This window comes from Cryobacterium sp. Sr8, assembly GCF_004403225.1.
GTDB lineage: Bacteria > Actinomycetota > Actinomycetes > Actinomycetales > Microbacteriaceae > Cryobacterium > Cryobacterium psychrotolerans.
This window is the reverse complement of record NZ_SOHO01000030.1, coordinates 15,983-33,633: the sequence shown is the minus strand read 5'-3', so window position 1 is coordinate 33,633 and position 17,651 is coordinate 15,983. Positions and strand designations below refer to the sequence as shown.

Genomic DNA, 17,651 nt, shown 5'->3' with positions numbered 1-17,651 from the left:
CCGCACTGCGCAGGGCGATCTCGGTGTCCAGCCGCCGGTCGATCCGACCACGCAGATCGTCGTCGAAAACCTCGAACCGAGCGCGCCCGCGGTCCTTCGCCAGGTACATCGCTTGGTCCGCGTTCCGCAGGAGCGACTCGGGGTCGTCGTGGCCAACGCCGAAGGCGATGCCGATGCTCGCATCCACGGATGCGACGTGATCGCCGATCCGGATCGGCCGGGCGATGGACTTCTGGAGCGCATCCGCGAGCTGGGCGACATCCCGGCTGCTGTCGACATCGGGGCAGACGACGACGAATTCGTCACCGCCAATGCGAGCCACGGTGTCCGACGCCCGTGCGCCCTGGCGGAGCCTCGCGGCCACCTCGACCAGGACCGCGTCGCCGGAGTGGTGACCGAGGCTGTCATTGACCACCTTGAACCGGTCCAGGTCGATGAAGAGCACGGCGACTCCCCTCCCGTGGCGTGCCGCCTGCAGCAGGGCCTGGGACAGCCGGTCGAGCAGGAGCAGCCGGTTGGGCAGGTTCGTCAGCGGGTCGTGGAAGGCGAGGTGCTCCACGCGCGCCTCGGCCAGCCGGCGGGCCGTGATGTCCTCCAGCTGGTACAGGAGACCTCCCACGTGTTCGCCTTCATGGATTTCCGCGACGCTGACCTTCACCCAGGTCTCCTCGGCGTCGCTGCGCCGCATCCGTCGATCCACCCGCTGCCGGGAGCTCTCGAGCTGCCCGGCCGGACGGGCATCCGCGCCGACGGTTTCGAGCGGCAGGAACACGGCCTCGATGGGCCCGCCCAGGACGTCGGCGGACCGGCCGGCCAGCTCGAAGAGGCGCCGGTTGGCTTCCAGCACCCGGCCGTCAAGTGACACGATGGCCGTTCCGAGCGGTGACCAGGCGAAGGCCGCCTCGAACCGCGCGCGGGCCGCCGTCGCCGCCTGCTCCGCGGCACGCAGGGCGGTCACGTCCGTGACGCTGGCCAGATGCCCGGTCACGATTCCCCGGTCACGAATCGGCGTGGATGTGAACTGCACCGAATTGACCTGTCCGTCCTGGGTGCGAAAACGCACAGTGGCCGAATAGGCGGCGCCGACGGCGCTGCTCTCAGACCACTCGGCGCGTACCCGATCGAGGTCGTCGGGGTGCAGCGCCGACATCCAACCCTCACCCAGGGACGCTTCCAGGGTCAATCCGCTCACGCTCAGCCACTGGTCGTTTGCGGTCAGCAGCCCTCCCGCGGCGTCGAGCTGCACGATGCCCACCGGCGCGAGCCGAACGAGCGCCTCGAGTGCGTCGGCGGTCTTCGCGAGCTCCTGGGTTCGGACCGCGACCGTGGTTTCGAGCAGGTGGTTCGTCTCGGCCAGCCTGGCCAGCGCGCCTTCACGTTGCCGGTCGAGTTCGCGAAGCCTCAAGGCCGCTATCCAGGTCAACGCGGAGCCCAGAATGGTCATGCTCAGGACAAGGACGGCGAAGGCGAAGGGAATGTCGAACCAGCCCATGCGCTGCGCGGTCAAGAAGAGCCAGCCGAGGGCGAACGGACCAAGGATGAAGACAGGAATCGCCGGACGAACCAGCCTTCCGGCGCTACCGCCGTCCCGCGCCAGCCCGGCCAAACCCGCGGATGGATGTTGAAGCAGGGTCGCCCCGGACAACAACGCGATCCCGACGGCGGTGAGCAAGGCCATGCTGGTGTAGCCGCCAACGGTATACAGCGAAGAAACGCCGTAGACGTAGCCGAGAATCGCGATTTGACTCACACACAGGGCGACGACCGCGAGGACGAGCGCCAACGTGCTCCGGGCAAGCCGGCTCGAAAGGACCGAGCCGCCCAGCACGAACAGCGAGAAGGCCGTGGACGGCGCCATCCTCAGCGCATCCCCGTTCAGCTCGATTCCCGGCAGCAGAGTATCGACGCCGAGCGACGTTCCCAGGGCGTACTCGGCGAGCGACAAACCGCCGATGGCGAGCACAGCCACACCGAGGACCGCGGTGAGACGTGGGCGGTCGAAAGCGACCAGCGCAATCGAGAGGAGCACGAGCGCGAACGCCGCGGTCGGGGCCACCAACAGGACCCCGGGCACCATGCTCGAAAGCATCGCGCCTCCCGTGGTGTACCACGCGAGCAGAACGGCCAGTCCCACCACCCCGGCCAGGGCCGCTCCGATACGCCCGACCAGCTGCATGTCTTTCCCTTCTTACCGAAGGGGGGCAGGCGTGCCGACCGACGCTAGAAGAATACATGCAGTGCCGTATCCGGGGAAGCAAGGCCCTCCTTGGTCGGCCATGGGGGATGCCTCCGGCTCGCGTTACCGGACTTTGGCGTAGGTAGTCCCGTCGGTCCCGTCTCCGAGGTTGCCGCCCAACCACGTGCCTTGGGCGATGCGTCCGTTGCGGTCAATGGGGTCCACGAGGACGGCGGGTAGCTGCCCATGCTGGTTCACACTGACCAAGACGATTGCTGGGGACAGTAGAGCTTCGCTTTGGTGAAGGGTCACGGCGACTTTGAGCGAGCTTCCCAAGAAGGTTCCTTTGATTGGAGAGGGTCGAATCCGGAGTAAGACGCAAACCGGGGGCGGTATCCCTACCCGTAAAGACGCGGCTGGATGAGCGGGAGGATTCCGTGCCCGCACTCGCCACGGTGAGCGATGGGGGAAGGACCTCTCATGTCATCTCGATGCTCGTGACCCAGACGGCATCGGAGGCGACGTTGCCGAGGTGAACGTCTTCTGTGTGACCGAGCATTCGGATCGTGACGATGTCTGAGTTCAAGCGGTGAGGCTGAACGATCAGTCGTGTGTCCGCGACGAGGCCGATACGCGTGAAGTAGCTGAGCACGGCTGGATGGGCATCGGAAATGTGACTGATTGACAACTCTGGCCCGGATTCGGCATGGGTGAGCTGGGTCGGGACAGGTCGAACCTGTTGGCCGCCAGTCGGGCGAAGGCCAAGCGCCTCGAGCGTGAGGTTCCCGAGATGGTCATCGATGCGCTTAATCATCGAGTCGGAGACGGCATGTTCAAGATTCTCGGCCTCAAGACGCGCGTCTGCACCGCTGTAGCCGAGGGTTTGAATGAGGAAGGTTTCAAGAAGCCTGCGTCGATGTGCCGTGCCACCTGTGGGAGTGCGTCCCGCGAGTTCGAGTCGTCTGGAAGGCGCCACGGGACTCTCGTGAGAGGTTCGTCTCCTGGCTCCGTGCGACGCCGTGGACGTCATCACATTTCCTTTTTCGGGCAGAAATGTGAGAAGTGCCGCGGCTGCCCATTCCACCGGACCGTGACCGTCGGGATCAGATTCTGGATGCTCCTCACACCAGACGCGTGTCCAGTTGCCCAGCGTCCCTTCGTTGACTCCGAGATCGGTTGCGCCTGAGCGATCGGCCGGCCCGAGGAGATCACTAACTCAACGGCCTCGGCCCTGAACTCCGCGGTGAACTTACGACGATTCGACATGAAACAGATTCTCCTTAGCACTGTCTCAAATCACCATACGGGCGCACGGGCGAGGATTTCACCGCCAGTGAAATAATGGTTGATGATCGGCGTGCCTTACTTATCTAAGGATCCACACCCGGCAAGGGAAATTTGTGCTGCTGCGCGGGTTGGAGCAAGCGGCCCATGACTGGAATTTACTGGCCGCCTGCCACAACCTGATGAAGCTGTACACCATGCAAACGAAGGCCATTCTGGCCGCGCAAACCACACTGACTACCCGGCCGGCAACCTGAAGACCAGAACTGACCCGCACCAGCAGTCCGCTGTTCCACAGGCCGAGACCGCGTATTACAGCTCTGGCCCTGTTTTCGATCGGCGCGACACGCAGGCGAGAACGACCTATGACTTCGTAAATGACACGGAGCTGCGAGCAATGCGTGACGCGACAAGGATGATGATCGCCTGCTTCTAGCGCACTTCCTCGGCGTACGCGCCGAGGCGCTCCTGTTTGCCGCGAGGCAACTGCAAGTGCGTTATCACCCACGACACCCCTATGGACAGCAGGCCAAGGTCGATGCGCGCGCAGCTCTCGCCCTGCAGATGCAGCAGCAGGCCCTCGAAAAGGAGGCAGCCCGGAATGTGGCACTCCGGGCTGCGGAGAAGCGCCTGGAGGGTTGACCCCACTTTTCTGAGGCAATAGCGTGGCCGGGGACGCACATGGAAGGCGTCAGCAACCGGACCCTAAAGTGCAGTGCGCATGATTTGTACGGCTTCATCCATGCCGTAACGGTTCTGGAGAATGCCGAGGATCTCATCTGGGGTCTGCCTTGGACCGTTCTTCCCTGACCGGCCCGCAAGCTCCGAGATGGCCTTGAGCGCTCGCACCGGATCAAGTGACACTGCATCACGCGCGAAGTCACGCGCACTGATGATCTCGATGCTGGGCGGCACTTTGTTAACGGGAAAGTCCTTGAAATTCTCAGTCACGATTGCGCCGGCATTGGATAGCACGGCCGCCGCCAGGACATGCTCATCATCCTCATCCGGCAGACCGAACGTGCCCTCCAACCGTTCCCAACCGGTGACCTCAGCGTCAACAAAAATTGCTCGCATCTGCGCCACCAATTTCCTGGCCCGGACCTCAGCCTCAGCTCGATCTACCCCAAGGTGGCAGAGTTTTTCAGCTTCGTGATATTCGAGTTCATCGAGGATGGCACTGCTCCATACGGGACGGTATATCTGTTCAAACGCCAGGGAAAGCAAGAAATCTCGCTGCGTGCTCGGCCAGAGTACGCAGGTATCGAGAAGGGCAATGAACATCCGTCCATCATGTCAGAGCGCTTTGGCGACCCGACGCTTCGCTGCGACCGCGCGCCGGGCCGCCCGGAGTTCGCTAAGCACCTCATCAATGGGCATTTCCTCATCGACGCCAGCCGACATTTCCTCGAGCGCGTCATATTGCGCTCTTCGACGACGCTCACGGAAAGCGAGCACGTCAGCCAGCAGAATGCGGCGATGCGTTCCAGTGCGCTCAAACGGAATGTCACCTGAGTCGAGCAATTTCACGACAGTCGGGCGACTTACGCTCAGCAAATCAGCGGTCTGCTGTGTCGTCAGGGTCTTGGACTGGGGAGCAACGGTTACCGCCAGTCCTCGTTGCATTGACTCGATGACTTGGCGCAGCACCCGGTGGATCTCTTCAGGAATCTCGACTTGGTCTCCAACCGAAGCTCCTGCCAGAAAGTAGCGAGGCACCGGATGCGCCCGGCCGGCCGCTTCATGTGCCTCTAGGAAGTCGTAGATCTTCGCGATCCCGGCGTTATCGTCCGTAAGATACGTTTCCTGACTCATTGACGCGCTCATGTTAGCTTCTTCCCTAATTAGATAAAACGTAACACATTTTCGTTTTTTACGTTTAGGAGATTCGTAGTGAGTGAGGACGCGGATGCTTCGTCCACGTCGATGAAGCGGTGCAGCTGGCCGAGGCAGCTGACTCCGACCCGCTGCTCGATCGGGCGCAGAACACCACCAGATTCGACCGCCGCGAGCTGCACCGGGTCACCCAGGAGACGGATGATTACGCCGTGCTTTTGAGCAAGTGCGGGCTAGTACTTCAATATTTTCGCCTGAGTGTAATTATCGAAGCATCAAACCGTGGGATGCGCTTCGTGCAGGGCTGTGAATGGATGCCGCGCCAACCGCACCTTAACCCGTTACACCGTCGGACGGTGGCCGGGACCGCGTTGAATTGGGTCGTCGTTTGAGGCGGGCTTTTCCTGCTCGCGGTGACGCTCGCGTAGGCGCCGCACCCGCTCGGCCACATCGACTGCTCCTCCCAAATCGGTGTCCCCGGACAGCCGCTGCCGGAGACCGGCCACGCGCCGACGCGCCTCCACCGCAGCGTCGTCCTCGACAACACGAAGACGCACGAGCGACGCGGCGGCCGCCGTGTAGGCGTCGTCGTCTGTGCGGACAGCACCCAGAGGCGACTTGGTGTCGGCGATCTGATTCAGATCGCGGAAGGCAACCACGTTGCCAAGGTCGCGCCGCCACACCTTCTGAAGGGAGGCGTCCTCCGGGATGGGGCGAAGCGTCTTGTTCCACGGTTCGGGGTTCGCGGCCGCAGCGTCGACGAGCGCTTGGGTTCGGTTGTGGATGAGGTCAGCCTGGGCGCGCAGCCAGTCACGGACCTCACGGTTGTCGCCGTCGATGCCTCTGGGCGGCGGGGTAACCCAGCTCGGAAGCGGTGTCTCCGATGCTGATCCACCGGGGGCTCCGATGCGGTGGTGATAGATCTTCGCGAACGACTCGACGGTCGAGTCGGGCCCGGCATCCTCGGCCCGGACAGCCGCGGCGAGCTGGGCGCGCACGTCAGCGCCGTGGGCTTCGTGTGCGGCGAGCCGACTCGCCAAATGCGTCCACGCTTCGTCTCGGACGACCCGGTCGGCGATCCCCGAGTCGAGCACGTCTCGGACGGCGGCTTCCATCCGTTCAAGTTGGCTGGGGTCGTAGACGCGCGCGAGTGCGTCCTCGTAGGCCGGCAGTAACGTGGACAGGCTGGCTGTGGCGTCCTGGGCTCGTTGGATTTCTTCGGTCGCGGATCGTTCCGCGCTCTCCCTGGCCAGAACCGCGGTGAGGGCGTCGAGGATGCTGGTGCGAAGGTGGTCGGGGGCGTGCGCGTCGACCTCGAGGGTTTCTTCAACGACGGCATACATGCTGTTGGATTCGCGGCCGCGCGTCGCGGCGACGTAGAGCTGTTCGCGGGACGTGGATTGCGGGTCGACGAGGATGTGGGAGGTGTCCACCGTCATTCCCTGGACCCGGTTGATAGTGGCGGCGTAGCCGAGCTCAACGTGCGTGGCCACGTACTCGGCGGGCAGGGTGAGCACCCCCCCGTGCCGGAGGCTCTTCACTTTGAGGTCGCCACCCTCATTGTCGATGACGGTCCATAAGTCGCCGTTGGCGACGAAGTCCTTGCCCTGGTTGGAGCGCAGCTTCCGGTCGTTCTGCCGGGTCACGATCACATCGTTCAGGCCGGCCTTGTTCCCGTCGTGGAGCACTGCCCCGCTCTTGCCGACGACGCCCTGGCCGACCAGGTCAAGGCGGGCGCGCGCGTTGAGAGCGGCGACCTCGTCGTTGGTTCCCGCGACCATGATCGAGTGCCGGTTGTCTGTCCGGTCGGCGGCCCAGGCCACGTAGATCTCTTCCAGCATGCTCTGCCGTATGCCGCCCCGGGTTCGGTCGGCGGTGACGTAGAAGTCGAGCGATGCACTCGCTCCGTCGCGGAGGAGCAGGGACGCGGCGGCTTCGTCGGTGTCGATGAAGCGGTGGACCTGGTCGAGGTAGCTGGCGCCCACGCGCTGTTCGATCAGGCGCAGGGCTCCACCGGATTCGACCGCGGCGAGCTGCGCGGGGTCGCCCAGGAGCCGGATGGTCGCCCCGTGTTGCTGGGCGAGGGCGAGGACGTCGGCGAGCAACGGGGTGGAGGCCATACCTGCCTCATCGATGAGGAGGACGGTGTTGCTGTCGATGCGGTACTGGTCGGACTCTTGCTGCTCGGGTGACCCGTGGCGGTGGACGTCGACGAGCTTGTGCGCGGTCTCCGCTTCCACTTTGATTTCTTCGGCGAGGACGGTCGATGCGGCAGCGGTCGGCGCGAGTGCGAGGACGCGGCCGCCGCCGGCTTCGACGGCGCGGGCGAACGCGCGCATGGCCGTGGTCTTGCCTGTTCCGGCCGGGCCGATCCCGACCTCGAGGAGACGACCACCGGACGCGAAGCGGCGGGCCAGCTCCACCTGGGACGCATCCAACGGGTACTCGCTGGCCGCGTTCAACGCTTCGACGGTGGAGGTGAAGGTGGTCGGGTCGACGGTGAAGCCGGCGACGGTGCGGGCCGCATTGATGAGGCTTTCTTCGATCGCGAGGATCCGCGTCGACGTGAATCGCTCGGTCCCGTGGACCCGGTACACGGACTCGCCGTCTTGGCGTTGCAGCTGCTCTGGGGCGGGGTTGAGTGCTGGGGCGGTGACACTGATCACGCGGGCCATCACGGCCTGGGCGACCTGGTCGGCGACCTGCTGGGCATCGACGCCGGGGCGAACGTTCGCGAACGCCCGGGCGATGCGCTGGGCCTCCGCGGCCACGTGCGATCGGCGCCAGGTGGCCCGGCTGTCTTCGACCGTGTTCAGCACTCGCTCGGCCAGCTCGTCGACGCTCAGGGCGGCGAGGATCTCGTCCGTGACGGACAGTTGCTGCGGCTGCCGCACCGTGGCCCCGATCGTGTCGACGGCGACCTCGCCGATGATCTTGGTCGCGGCCAGCCGCCACTCGGCGCGCTGCCGGGACAAGCTCTTCGGGGCGCTCTTGCCCTCACGGGTTTCCAAGGTCGCGCGCTGCGCCAGGCTCAGCTGCACCGTCTTCGGCGGGGTGTGCCCGTGCTTGGCCACGTACTCCTGGACAAGTGTTTCGTAGGCGTCTTCAATCGCCGCACGACGAGAGGAGAAGGAGTCCCGCAGCTCCCGGCTGATGCCGGCGATCTCGCGGACGCTGCGCTTGTTCCGCCCCCGCGTCTCGTCGACGAAGGTCACGCCGAGGCGGTTCCGGACCTCCTGTTCGACGAGGGTGTTGTACCGTTCGGACGCGGCCACGCCGAGGGCGTGCAGCACCCGGCCGTCCAGAGAACGCCACTTCCCATCCAGGCCCTGCACCTTCGTGGACACGGCAACGTGCGTGTGGAGGTTGGGGTCGCCGGTGCGGGAATCGCGGTGCTCGAACGCGGTAGCGACGAACCCGTGAGTGTCGACCTGGGCGACACCACCGGCACCGACGCGGGTGACGCCGGCTTCTGTTTCGAGCCAGGCGACCGTGGCCTGCCAGGCCGCATTGTGTGCCTCGCGGACCTGCTGGGAGGTGTCCTGAACGCCAAGGGCCCAGAGCACGGACACGCTCTTCACCGGGGTGAACACCAGGTCGTAACCGGCGACAGGTTGCCGGGCTGCTTTGCCCATTTGGGATAGGTGCGTGGCCACTTCCGCGTCCGTCCCGGGACGCTTCAACGTTGCCGCGATGCGGTCGGCGGCGATGTTCCAGCGGATGAGATCGCGCTCCACCCCGACCTCGGGGCTGCGCCCGTTCTCCGCTTCGAATGCCGCGTAGGCGTCGGCTACAGCGACGTCCCAGCCGTCCGGCTTGGGCTGGATCCGCGGGAACCGGCGCCCCAACCGGGACGCCTGCACAGCATCTTCCGGGGACGCTCCCCCGGCGACGGCAGCACGGATCGCGGCCTCCGCGTCCGGGTGCAGCCCCTCGCCGAACAGGGCCTGCATCTGCTCCTCGGAGACGTTCCCGGAGACGCCCAGGTTCGCCAACCCAGACCCGAGCCACTCCCCCACCGGGTTGCCCTCGGCCGTGTAGTAATCGGTGAGGTCTTCGCCGCGGCGCACAGAATGATCCCCGGCTGCGACCTGGCGGGTCAGGTAGGTGTAGCCATCGCCGGCGTGAAGAACATGCACGGTCATCATGGCGAAACCACCCCCCCCCTCTCAACACAGGTTAACGGGTGAATCCCGTCCAGACACTATTAGTGCAAAAGGTGTGTCTACTTTGCTCTGGCTTTTGCGGTGAGTTTTGGGGAAGGCTGGTTCTGTGATTAATTGGGGGTGCCGGGATCGTTCGGTGCGAGTTGAATCTGAGTTCATGGGGGTAGTTGGAAGATGGCAACGAAACAGACCGGTAAGAAGCTGGACGCCAGGGAGCGCGCGAGGCTCGCCCGCACCCGTGTCGATCAGGTCCGCGGGGAGCGCGACAGCAAGATCGAAGCGACCCTCGCCGAGTTCTTCACCGCCGGCGACGAACGCGACACCCTCATCGAACAACTGGCCGTCGTCGAGACCACCATCGGACTCAGCATCCAGAGCCTGTTCACGCTCGGTGAGAACACGAGCCGGGTCGCCGATCTGCTAGAACTTGATCCCAAAGAAGTGAAGCGTCTGCGCGGACTCACCGCCCCAACCCCGCCGGTCCCCTCCCCCGAGCACGTCACGGGCTGACACGAACTCTCACCAGGTTCACGTTCAGTCCTGGTCTCCACCTGCGCGTAGCCAACTCCCTTGAGCGAGTAGTCGGCCTGTTTTTCTCATCGACACGCGGGTTCGCCCAGCCGGCATTCAGCGCCTCCCCCGTACGGTTGGTGGCGGAGTCCCCCACTCCACAGGATTGGCCCCGGCAGATTCCTCGCCTCCCCCCAGGTGCAGTGAAGCCGGGGCTTTTTCGCAGCTATCACCGAACTCGTCAGAAACTCCCAGCTGCCCAGGCCCGCAGGCGCGCGGCCCGCTCCTGGCCTGCAATCGGTCCGGGCAGTCGCCAGCCTCCGCCCTGTGGAGCGCGCTGTTTGAGTCCCGCTTGAGGTGGCGTTGTCAGTGGCGTCGGCTACTTTGATGGTTGAGGGCCCACCGCGATTGCAGTGGGCCTTCGCCAATCCCTGGATGTGAGGCCGGTCGAGCGGGGTGGTCGGCCCGCTCTCTTCTGAGCGCACGGGCGGCCGGGAGACCTCCACTCTCAGCGACACAGCGCCGCACCTTGGTGCGGCTGCCGGCTGAAGGTCTGGTGCTCAATCGTTAGTGCTGATCGACCCACTGCTGTTGCGTGGGGTGCCATTGGCCGTCCGTGATATCCCCGCTGAGAGCTGGCTGCAGCATCGCGTTGACAACAGAAATTGCGTCGTCGGGGTTGAGGAGATCGCCCAGAAGTGGGACTGTTCGGGCAACTTTTCCGTACCCATCAGTCATGGATCGCGGCACCACGAGCGTTGTGAATGCTGAAAGGTTCCGGTAGAGCGCTTCGGTATGAACGCTGATGCGTAGTTGCCGCGCGTTGATGCGCATTGTTCGGGCGAGGATGGCCAGGTCGACGAGATCTTTCGATCGGGTCGAGGATTGACCGCCGTAGGTCGAGAGGGTGGCGCACGCCTTGTCAGCGATCTGATCCTCGACAGCGATCGCCTGATACGCAACGACGGGGCCGAGACGAGACATGTCGAGCCTGAACGCCGGGGTGATCCGCTGCAGCGGTGCCGCGGGCGTGCGTTTGTGGATAGCCAGGTCAACATGGACGGGGTTCTGGGTTCCAGCGCCACGCACTGTGACGCTGAAGGTGACTGCGGCCGCCTGGAGTTCAGGCTGATTGCGCCCGCCGGTGTCCCGGTGGCGCAGATATCGGAACTCAAGATGATCCCCCAGGTCGACGCTGACCGCCGCGCGGAGTTGCGTGATGGCCTCGTCAATACTCATCTCCGCCGTCTCCAAGTCAACGTCCGTCGTCCGCCTGGCCCCAGGAAGCCGCGCAAGCATGCTGGTGCCACCCTTCAGAGCAAACGGGCAGTCCCGGGCGGAGAACACCCGGCAGAGAAAGCGATCGAAAATTGCCAGTTCAATGAGGCTCTGAACCGACGTTCCTACCCCGCTGCGATGCGCTGAGAGCGCCTTCTCCTTGATCGCGGACAGCACCGCACGCCCATCGGGGTACGGCTGGTCGTTACTCATCGGTCTGCGTATCGGTGCGGAAATTTCGGACTGGCATTGCGGGCCTCGGCATCGTGATGGTGGGTAGCTGTGATGCGATCATCTTCGTGATCTGATTCATCTGCTCTCGATTCTGTCGAAGGACCGGCGCCAGAACCGTGTCCGCGATCTCGGAAACGAGACGGCTCTGCTCGTCCAGGGGAGCCAGCATCAGGTCTATTTGTTCGCGGAACTGAGCGTTCTCCCCCAGCTGGGATTGAAACTGAGCGGCAATGACTTGAAGCTGCTCTGCAACTTCTCGGCTGATGACGTTTGCCAGGGCAGCGCCAACAGCGGGACGTTGCACCAGTGCGCGAGCAACAGCAACATCGTCGATGCCCGCACTCCTGCGGAGTTGTTCCAGCAGCGCCGACCCATCCCCGCGAGAGTGCCCATACCGTGCCGCGTAGGGGGCAAGCAGGTGGGCAAGGCGGTCCAGGTCAATCGCGCGATCTCCCCGGGTCGCGTCGGCGAGCACATCACCGACCAGGGAGAGATCCCCGACCTCATCGACGAGATCAGCGACGGTGCGCTCGATACTCGTCACCGGAAGTCCCCCCACCACAACAACATCCTCTGGATCCAGCACGCGCTGCCGGTACGCAATGTCCGCCCGTTGAGTCTGACGCCGACCGCGCGAAAACAGTCGGTACGGCGCCGGTTCAATATCGCCACACTCATGCACGGCGGCCGCTGCTGCCCCTCCAACCACGACCTCCGGAACGTCGACCCGCTCCCAAGCCAGCATCTCCGGCTCCGTCGACATCCAGGCCGCCCGCAGCTCATCCAGAGGCGCCACCGGCACCCCACCCAGCCGGTACACGCCGTGCGCGAGCCGCACGAGACGCCCATCACGTTCCCGGTGCGACAGATTAGCGCGACTCACCCGCCGCACCCGCGCTTGAGCAGCCGTAAACAGCCCCCACTGCCCAGACGCTAGATCCTCAAGGACCGGCTCAACAACCACACTCATACTCGAAAAGTATAGTCTTCATATACTTTCCAAGCAAACAGTGAACCCGCGCGAAGTGAAGGCGCCTACGTCACACTGCCGGCCGCGCCTCACGGTAGGTCAGATCCTGCTCGCCACGGAGCTTGGGGTTCGAGTCCTTCCGGTCCAGCGTGCAGAGCCCAACCGCACCAACTAGCCCCTACACCCGAGGTCGCGGCGGACTCACCCTGATCTCGGGCCCCTGATCCGCGCGCTCGTCCTGGTCGTCACTGTCGGCTCTGGCGCGTGCTCGCTCGGCGAGTTTCTTCATCCGATCACGCCCGGCCGCCTGTTCATCCGCACGAGCTGGCGCGGCAATTTCCGCTGTTTCGGTGCGCGGGTTCTGGTCGTTGGCCATCGCCGCGAGGTCGGCCCGGACGCGGGCTTGTCGGGCCTGCGCTTCGTGCAGATCGTCACTGTGCTTGAACGGGTCGCCGATTCGCGCGTCGACTTCGGTGATGGTTGTCTCGGCCTCGACTCGTTTCTGCTGGGTTTCGGCAATGAGTTTTGGCAATGATGCGGCCCGGTTCTCGAGCTGCCGGACGAACCCAACACCGGCTTCGGAGAACTGATCCCGGGGCACGCTCACGCTCGCCCCCGGTACCCCGCGGAGCTCCGCGACGATGTGCACCTGGCCCAACGAAGTCCGTGAAGCGACGTCAATGGGAAACCCTCCAACCTGGCCTAACGGCCCCAGGTTCCGGTCGACATTGGTGGGCAGGTATCGCACGCCATTGCGTGCCGCCCACTCCCCGATCGCGACGCCAGCCTCCGCCCGTTTGCCATACTCTCGGCCGGCTACCGTCATCCGGAACAAGTCATCGCTCGTGTCAACGACGCGCGGGAGCGCAGCCGTCAACGCGGCGATGTTCCGCTCCAGCGTCCCGACCTGGGTGGTGGCGCTGACGCGCATGCTCGCGAGGTTGGTCTGGTTGCGCTGCCAGGCGCGCTCGAGGCGTTGGAGTTTCGACACGTCGTTGTTCGCCACGGACTGCTCCATCAGGAGCGGGTTGCCGGACGAGAGTGCTTTCGTCTCCGCCGCACCGAGGGCGACGTCACCGATGTCTTCGATCTCGCGCATGTCGAGCCGGCCGCGCATGATCTGGGAAATGAACTTCGCTTTCCGCTCCACGGTCTGCCACATGTAGCTGTCGAAGCTGCGCTCGACGACGTACCGGTAGAGACCGATCTCGGCGTTCTGGTTTCCCTGCCGCACAATGCGGCCGTCGCGCTGTTCGATATCGGCGGGGCGCCACGGGCAGTCCATGTGATGCAGGGCGATCGCGCGGGCCTGCACGTTCGTGCCAACACCCATCTTCGCGGTCGACCCGACGAGCACGGCCACATGGCCGGCCCGCGCGGCCGCGAACAGACGTGCTTTGTCGGGGTCGGTTTTGGCCTCGTGAATGTACCGGATGGACTCGGCGGGCATCCCGCCGTCGACGAGCTTTGACCGCAGCTCGTCGTAGGCATTCCACCGGTCGGGCTTCGGTGTGCCTAGGTCGCTGAACACCAGCTGAAGCGCTCCCGGCGTCAGCGATGGCTCTTTGGTGACGTCGTCGAGGTAGGTGAGGTGCTTGGTGTCGTTCCAGATGCGCAGCACCTGGTGCGCGACCGCGTCGATCTTCGTCGGCCCGCCCGGGCGGTCGCCGCCGACCATGCGCACGTCCAGGGCAGCCTTCCGGCCGTCCGTGGAGATCTTGAGCATGTTGTCATCCTCAGGCCGCACCGACTTGTTGGCGACCCGCTCGGCACGCTCACCAATGTCCGCGATATACGCCTCGAGCTCCGGGCCCGGCTGCAGCACAATGTTCTCGGGCACCCGCTGCCCGTCCGTACGCTCACGCAACAACGGTGTGGGGAGCTTGAGGTCTTCAGCGGTCTTGACGTCCGCGAACACGTGCCACATCCGGAGCATCTCGGGCACGTTCTGGAACTTCGCGAACCGGGTCTTCAACCGGAAGTTACCGCCACCGGTGGGCGCCATCTCCATCTCAGTCACCGTCTGCCCAAACGTCGCCGCCCACGCGTCGAAGTGACCGATGCCGGCGTTCTCGAGCAGGTCGGGCCGCAGGTACCGCTGCATCACATGCGCCTCGGTAATGCTGTTAGCCAACGGTGTAGCCGTGGCCACAGTGACGACGCGGTCGCCGTGCTGAGAGCGCAAGTACTCGAGCTTCATGTGCAGGTCGATCGCGCGATCCGCACCCGTGATCGCGGCATCCCGAATGTTGGACGCGGTGGCCAGATTCTTATAGTCGTGCATCTCGTCAACGACGACATAATCAATGCCGGTGGACTCGAAGGTGATGCCCGGATCGCGGGGCTTGTCGGTGAGTTTCTTAAACTTCTCTTCCAACGCCATCAACGTTTTCTCGAGGCGTTTCACCGTCATCGCGTCCTCACCGGTGGCCGCTTCAAGGACCGTTCGCACGGCGGACACCTCACGGTTGACGTAGTCAGCCTCGGTCGCGGGTGAGAGCGGGATCCGGAGGAAAGCGGTACGGGTCATGATGATCGCGTCCCAGTCGTTCGCAGCCGCGCGGGCAACGAACAGTCGACGCTTGTCGCCGGCGAGGTCATCACTGGAGGACGCGAGGATGCGAGCCTGCGGGTAGATCTGGGGCCACTCGCGGGCGAACTGCTCGAGCATGTGGTTGGGCACCACGACCACCGGTTTGGTAATGAGTCCCATCCGGCCAAGCTCCATGGTGCCCATGACCATTTCCGCGGTCTTGCCCGCACCGACCTGGTGGAACAACCCCACGGCCGGTTCGGAGAGCATCCGTGCGACAGCTGCGCGCTGATGCGATCGCGGGACGAAGTTCAACGCCACACCGGGCAACGTCAGGTAGTCGCCCTCGTTGCTGTAGTCGCGGAGCGCGATGGAGTTGAACCGGCGGTTGTACTCGTCCGTGAGGCGTGTCGCTCGCTCGGGGTCTTCCCAGATCCAGTTGGCGAACCGTTCCTGCAGGTTGTCGGCTTTCTCCTGCGCGGCCGTCGTCTCCAATGCGTTCACGACGCTTTTCTTCTTGCCCAGCTCTTCGATGTCGTCGCGGACGATGAGGGGCTTCTGCTCCATCAGAGCCTGGGCGATGTCGGTTGCGGGGCGACGTTTGGTGCCCCATTCGCTGGTGGCCCGGAGGCTCTGCCGGTTGCCGCGCACTTCCCACATTCCCGGCATCGGGTTCTCCACCCTCAGGCCTCGGTCGCGGAGGAGCTCCTGCAGGAACTGTTTGTGCGAGTCTGCGTCGATCCACACGGCTCCCATGCGCGCCCGGATTTGCTCCATCGTGAGCTTCTCCGGCAATGCCGCGGCCAACGCGTTCACGTTGGCCGTGTACTGCTCGGGGTTGGATTGCGCGGCGGCCTGCGCGGCATCGAGCTTGACGCGTACGTCACCGGAGAGGTACTCGGGTGCGTGGATGAGCTGGCCGGTTATCGGGTCGTCGTAGACCATCTCCCCCAGGCCGGCGCGCGCTTCGCTCTCGTCCTGGCCGAGCAGGTACGCGATCGTTTCTAGGTCGATCCGGCCCGTCCGGTCCAAGCTGAGCGTGATGGCCTCGGCCGGGGTTTCAGCGCCGCGCGTGGTGGGGCGTGGTGCCACGACACGCTGTTTGAGCATCGCTGCAGGCGCGGCGCTCTGCCGCTCCTCGTCGAAGTTCTCCAGCGCCATCACCAAGGGCCCGAAGGGGTCTTTCCGCAGGATCCGGGCGGGGGCCGGCGTGATGCGGGCCATCCCCGATTCGCCAGTTTCCGGATCGTCGCGGCCCGTGGGGCGCAAGGTGAACCGGTTGAGGGGGCCGTAGGTCGCCTTGTAGGTGTCGTACCGGTCGCGAAGCGTCGTCCGGGCGGCGACGATCTCGTCAGTGTCGTCCACCGTGATGGACTCCGCCGCCAGGAGAGCAGTCCCCGCGTCGCGAAGACCCAGCAGCGCCGTGAGCTCGGTCACCCCGTTCTTCGGGACGGCAAGCGGCTCGTGCTGACCGGCGCAGACGATGGTGAACGTTCCGTCTTCCTGAACGGTGATCGTGCCGTCCCACTGAGTCGGTTCGGCCGGCCGGCCGGCCGAGAGTGTCCGCTCAGACAGGGCGCTCCGAACGGTCATCAGCTGGCCGGCCTCGGTGGCATCCGTGACAACACCTGCCAGAGCAGCGCGAAGCGCGGTGGGTATGGCCGTGAGATCGGTGGCCGTGACGTGCAACGTTTCGTTGCCGTACATCCCGGTACCGACGTGGACCTCGCCGAGGATGTTCTCGGGGCGTTGATCGAAGTAGGAGTTGACTTTCACCATCTGCCCGTCGACCTGGTGAGCGGTGACCGTTTCCCACAGCTGCGACACCGCGGGCTGGCCGATTTCGCGGCGGCGGAAGACGAGCAAATCGGTCACGACGTCGGTTCCGGCAGCGCGACGGTGCGCGCCGGACGGTAACCGAACGGCCCCGACGAGGTCGGCCATCGCGTTCATCTCCCGGCGTGCGGCCGGGTTCTGCGCGTCGAGTGTGTAGTGGCTGGTCAGCACCGCGACCAGGCCGCCAGGTCGGGTCAAGGCGAGGGACTTGATTATGAAGTGGTTGTGGATCGAGTGCCGGCCCGCGTTGTGGGCGGGGTCATGCAGGCGGACATCGGCGAAGGGAACGTTGCCGACCGCGGCATCGAAATACCCGGCCGGGAACCGACTGTCGGCGAAGGACTCCGCACGGATCTCTGCCTGCGGGTAGAGGCCACTCGCAATGGCGGCCGTCGTGCTGTCCAGCTCGACCCCGGTCATCCGAGCGCTGCCTGGGGCCAGCCCGATGAACGTGCCGGAGCCCGCACCGGGTTCGAGGACTTGGCCGCCCTCGAAGCCCAGCTCGGTCAGGGCTGACCAGATTTCGCGCACGTAGGCCGGGTCGGTGTAGTGGGCGTTGATCGTCGTGCGCCGCGCCTCCGCGTACGCGTCACCGGTGAGCAGCGATTTCAGTTCGGTGCGTTCGCTGGCCCAGTTGTCCTTGGACTCGTCGAAGACATCGGGGAGGGCACCCCAGCTCGACCAGCGGGCGAGGACCTGGTGCTCGGCGCTCGTTGCGGGTCGGTCCGCGACCTGCAGCTGCTGGGAGAGTCGGATGGCGGCGACGTTCGCGCCGTAGCGGGCCTTCGGGCCCGAGGGGGCGAGTCCGTCCTGGGTGTCCGGGGTGAA

11 protein-coding genes and 2 pseudogenes are annotated in these 17,651 nt (G+C 65.0%); 2 read left to right on the top strand and 11 right to left on the bottom strand.

Going from position 1 to position 17,651, the window contains the following annotated elements:
• The 3 genes and pseudogenes from E3T54_RS05155 to E3T54_RS17235 form a co-directional block, all read right to left on the bottom strand.
• On the bottom strand, positions 1-2,176 hold a 2,176-nt coding region (locus tag E3T54_RS05155; RefSeq protein WP_134474839.1), incomplete at its 3' end, for a diguanylate cyclase domain-containing protein.
• A gap of 478 nt (positions 2,177-2,654) precedes the next feature.
• The gene (locus E3T54_RS05150) at positions 2,655-3,152 is read right to left on the bottom strand and encodes an iron dependent repressor, metal binding and dimerization domain protein (protein ID WP_166804828.1); all 498 of its coding nucleotides are present in this window, start codon (positions 3,150-3,152) and stop codon (positions 2,655-2,657) included.
• Between the two features lie 96 nt (positions 3,153-3,248).
• Positions 3,249-3,442 (bottom strand): annotated as a pseudogene (locus E3T54_RS17235) (transposase); the annotation flags it as partial.
• A gap of 134 nt (positions 3,443-3,576) precedes the next feature.
• Here E3T54_RS17235 and E3T54_RS16665 point away from each other — a divergent pair.
• Positions 3,577-3,717: a hypothetical protein gene (locus E3T54_RS16665; protein ID WP_166804827.1), complete on the top strand. Its 141-nt coding sequence runs from the start codon at positions 3,577-3,579 to the stop codon at positions 3,715-3,717.
• 175 nt (positions 3,718-3,892) lie between these two features.
• On the opposite strand, the gene E3T54_RS05145 is transcribed toward E3T54_RS16665, so the two are convergent.
• From E3T54_RS05145 to mobF, 5 genes and pseudogenes are all read right to left on the bottom strand, one after another.
• A complete protein-coding gene (locus E3T54_RS05145; protein ID WP_134474837.1) occupies positions 3,893-4,108 on the bottom strand; it encodes a hypothetical protein in 216 nt (71 codons plus the stop codon).
• 57 nt (positions 4,109-4,165) lie between these two features.
• Positions 4,166-4,744 (bottom strand): PIN domain-containing protein, encoded by a 579-nt coding sequence (locus E3T54_RS05140; RefSeq protein WP_134474836.1) that lies wholly within the window; start codon positions 4,742-4,744, stop codon positions 4,166-4,168.
• 12 nt (positions 4,745-4,756) lie between these two features.
• Complete coding sequence (locus E3T54_RS05135; protein ID WP_134474835.1) at positions 4,757-5,287, bottom strand: helix-turn-helix domain-containing protein; 531 nt, start codon at positions 5,285-5,287, stop codon at positions 4,757-4,759.
• A 17-nt stretch (positions 5,288-5,304) separates the two neighbouring features.
• Positions 5,305-5,511: pseudogene (locus E3T54_RS17670) on the bottom strand (AAA family ATPase); the annotation flags it as partial.
• Between the two features lie 126 nt (positions 5,512-5,637).
• Complete coding sequence (gene mobF / locus E3T54_RS05125; RefSeq protein ID WP_134474834.1) at positions 5,638-9,444, bottom strand: MobF family relaxase; 3,807 nt, start codon at positions 9,442-9,444, stop codon at positions 5,638-5,640.
• Positions 9,445-9,636: 192 nt separating this feature from the next.
• On the opposite strand from mobF, the gene E3T54_RS05120 reads away from it, so the two are divergent.
• On the top strand, positions 9,637-9,972 hold the full coding sequence (locus tag E3T54_RS05120) for a hypothetical protein (protein WP_134474833.1): 336 nt from the start codon (positions 9,637-9,639) through the stop codon (positions 9,970-9,972).
• A gap of 567 nt (positions 9,973-10,539) precedes the next feature.
• On the opposite strand, the gene E3T54_RS05115 is transcribed toward E3T54_RS05120, so the two are convergent.
• The 3 genes from E3T54_RS05115 to E3T54_RS05105 form a co-directional block, all read right to left on the bottom strand.
• Entirely contained in the window at positions 10,540-11,463 is a 924-nt protein-coding gene (locus E3T54_RS05115) for a nucleotidyl transferase AbiEii/AbiGii toxin family protein (protein ID WP_134474832.1), read from the bottom strand.
• Positions 11,456-12,454, bottom strand: a complete 999-nt coding sequence (locus tag E3T54_RS05110) for a type IV toxin-antitoxin system AbiEi family antitoxin domain-containing protein (RefSeq protein WP_134474831.1) — start codon at positions 12,452-12,454, stop codon at positions 11,456-11,458. Before E3T54_RS05110 ends, E3T54_RS05115 begins: the two co-directional genes overlap by 8 nt.
• Positions 12,455-12,632: 178 nt before the next feature.
• The gene (locus E3T54_RS05105) at positions 12,633-17,561 is read right to left on the bottom strand and encodes a helicase (RefSeq protein WP_370254923.1); all 4,929 of its coding nucleotides are present in this window, start codon (positions 17,559-17,561) and stop codon (positions 12,633-12,635) included.
• Positions 17,562-17,651: the final 90 nt, after the last annotated feature.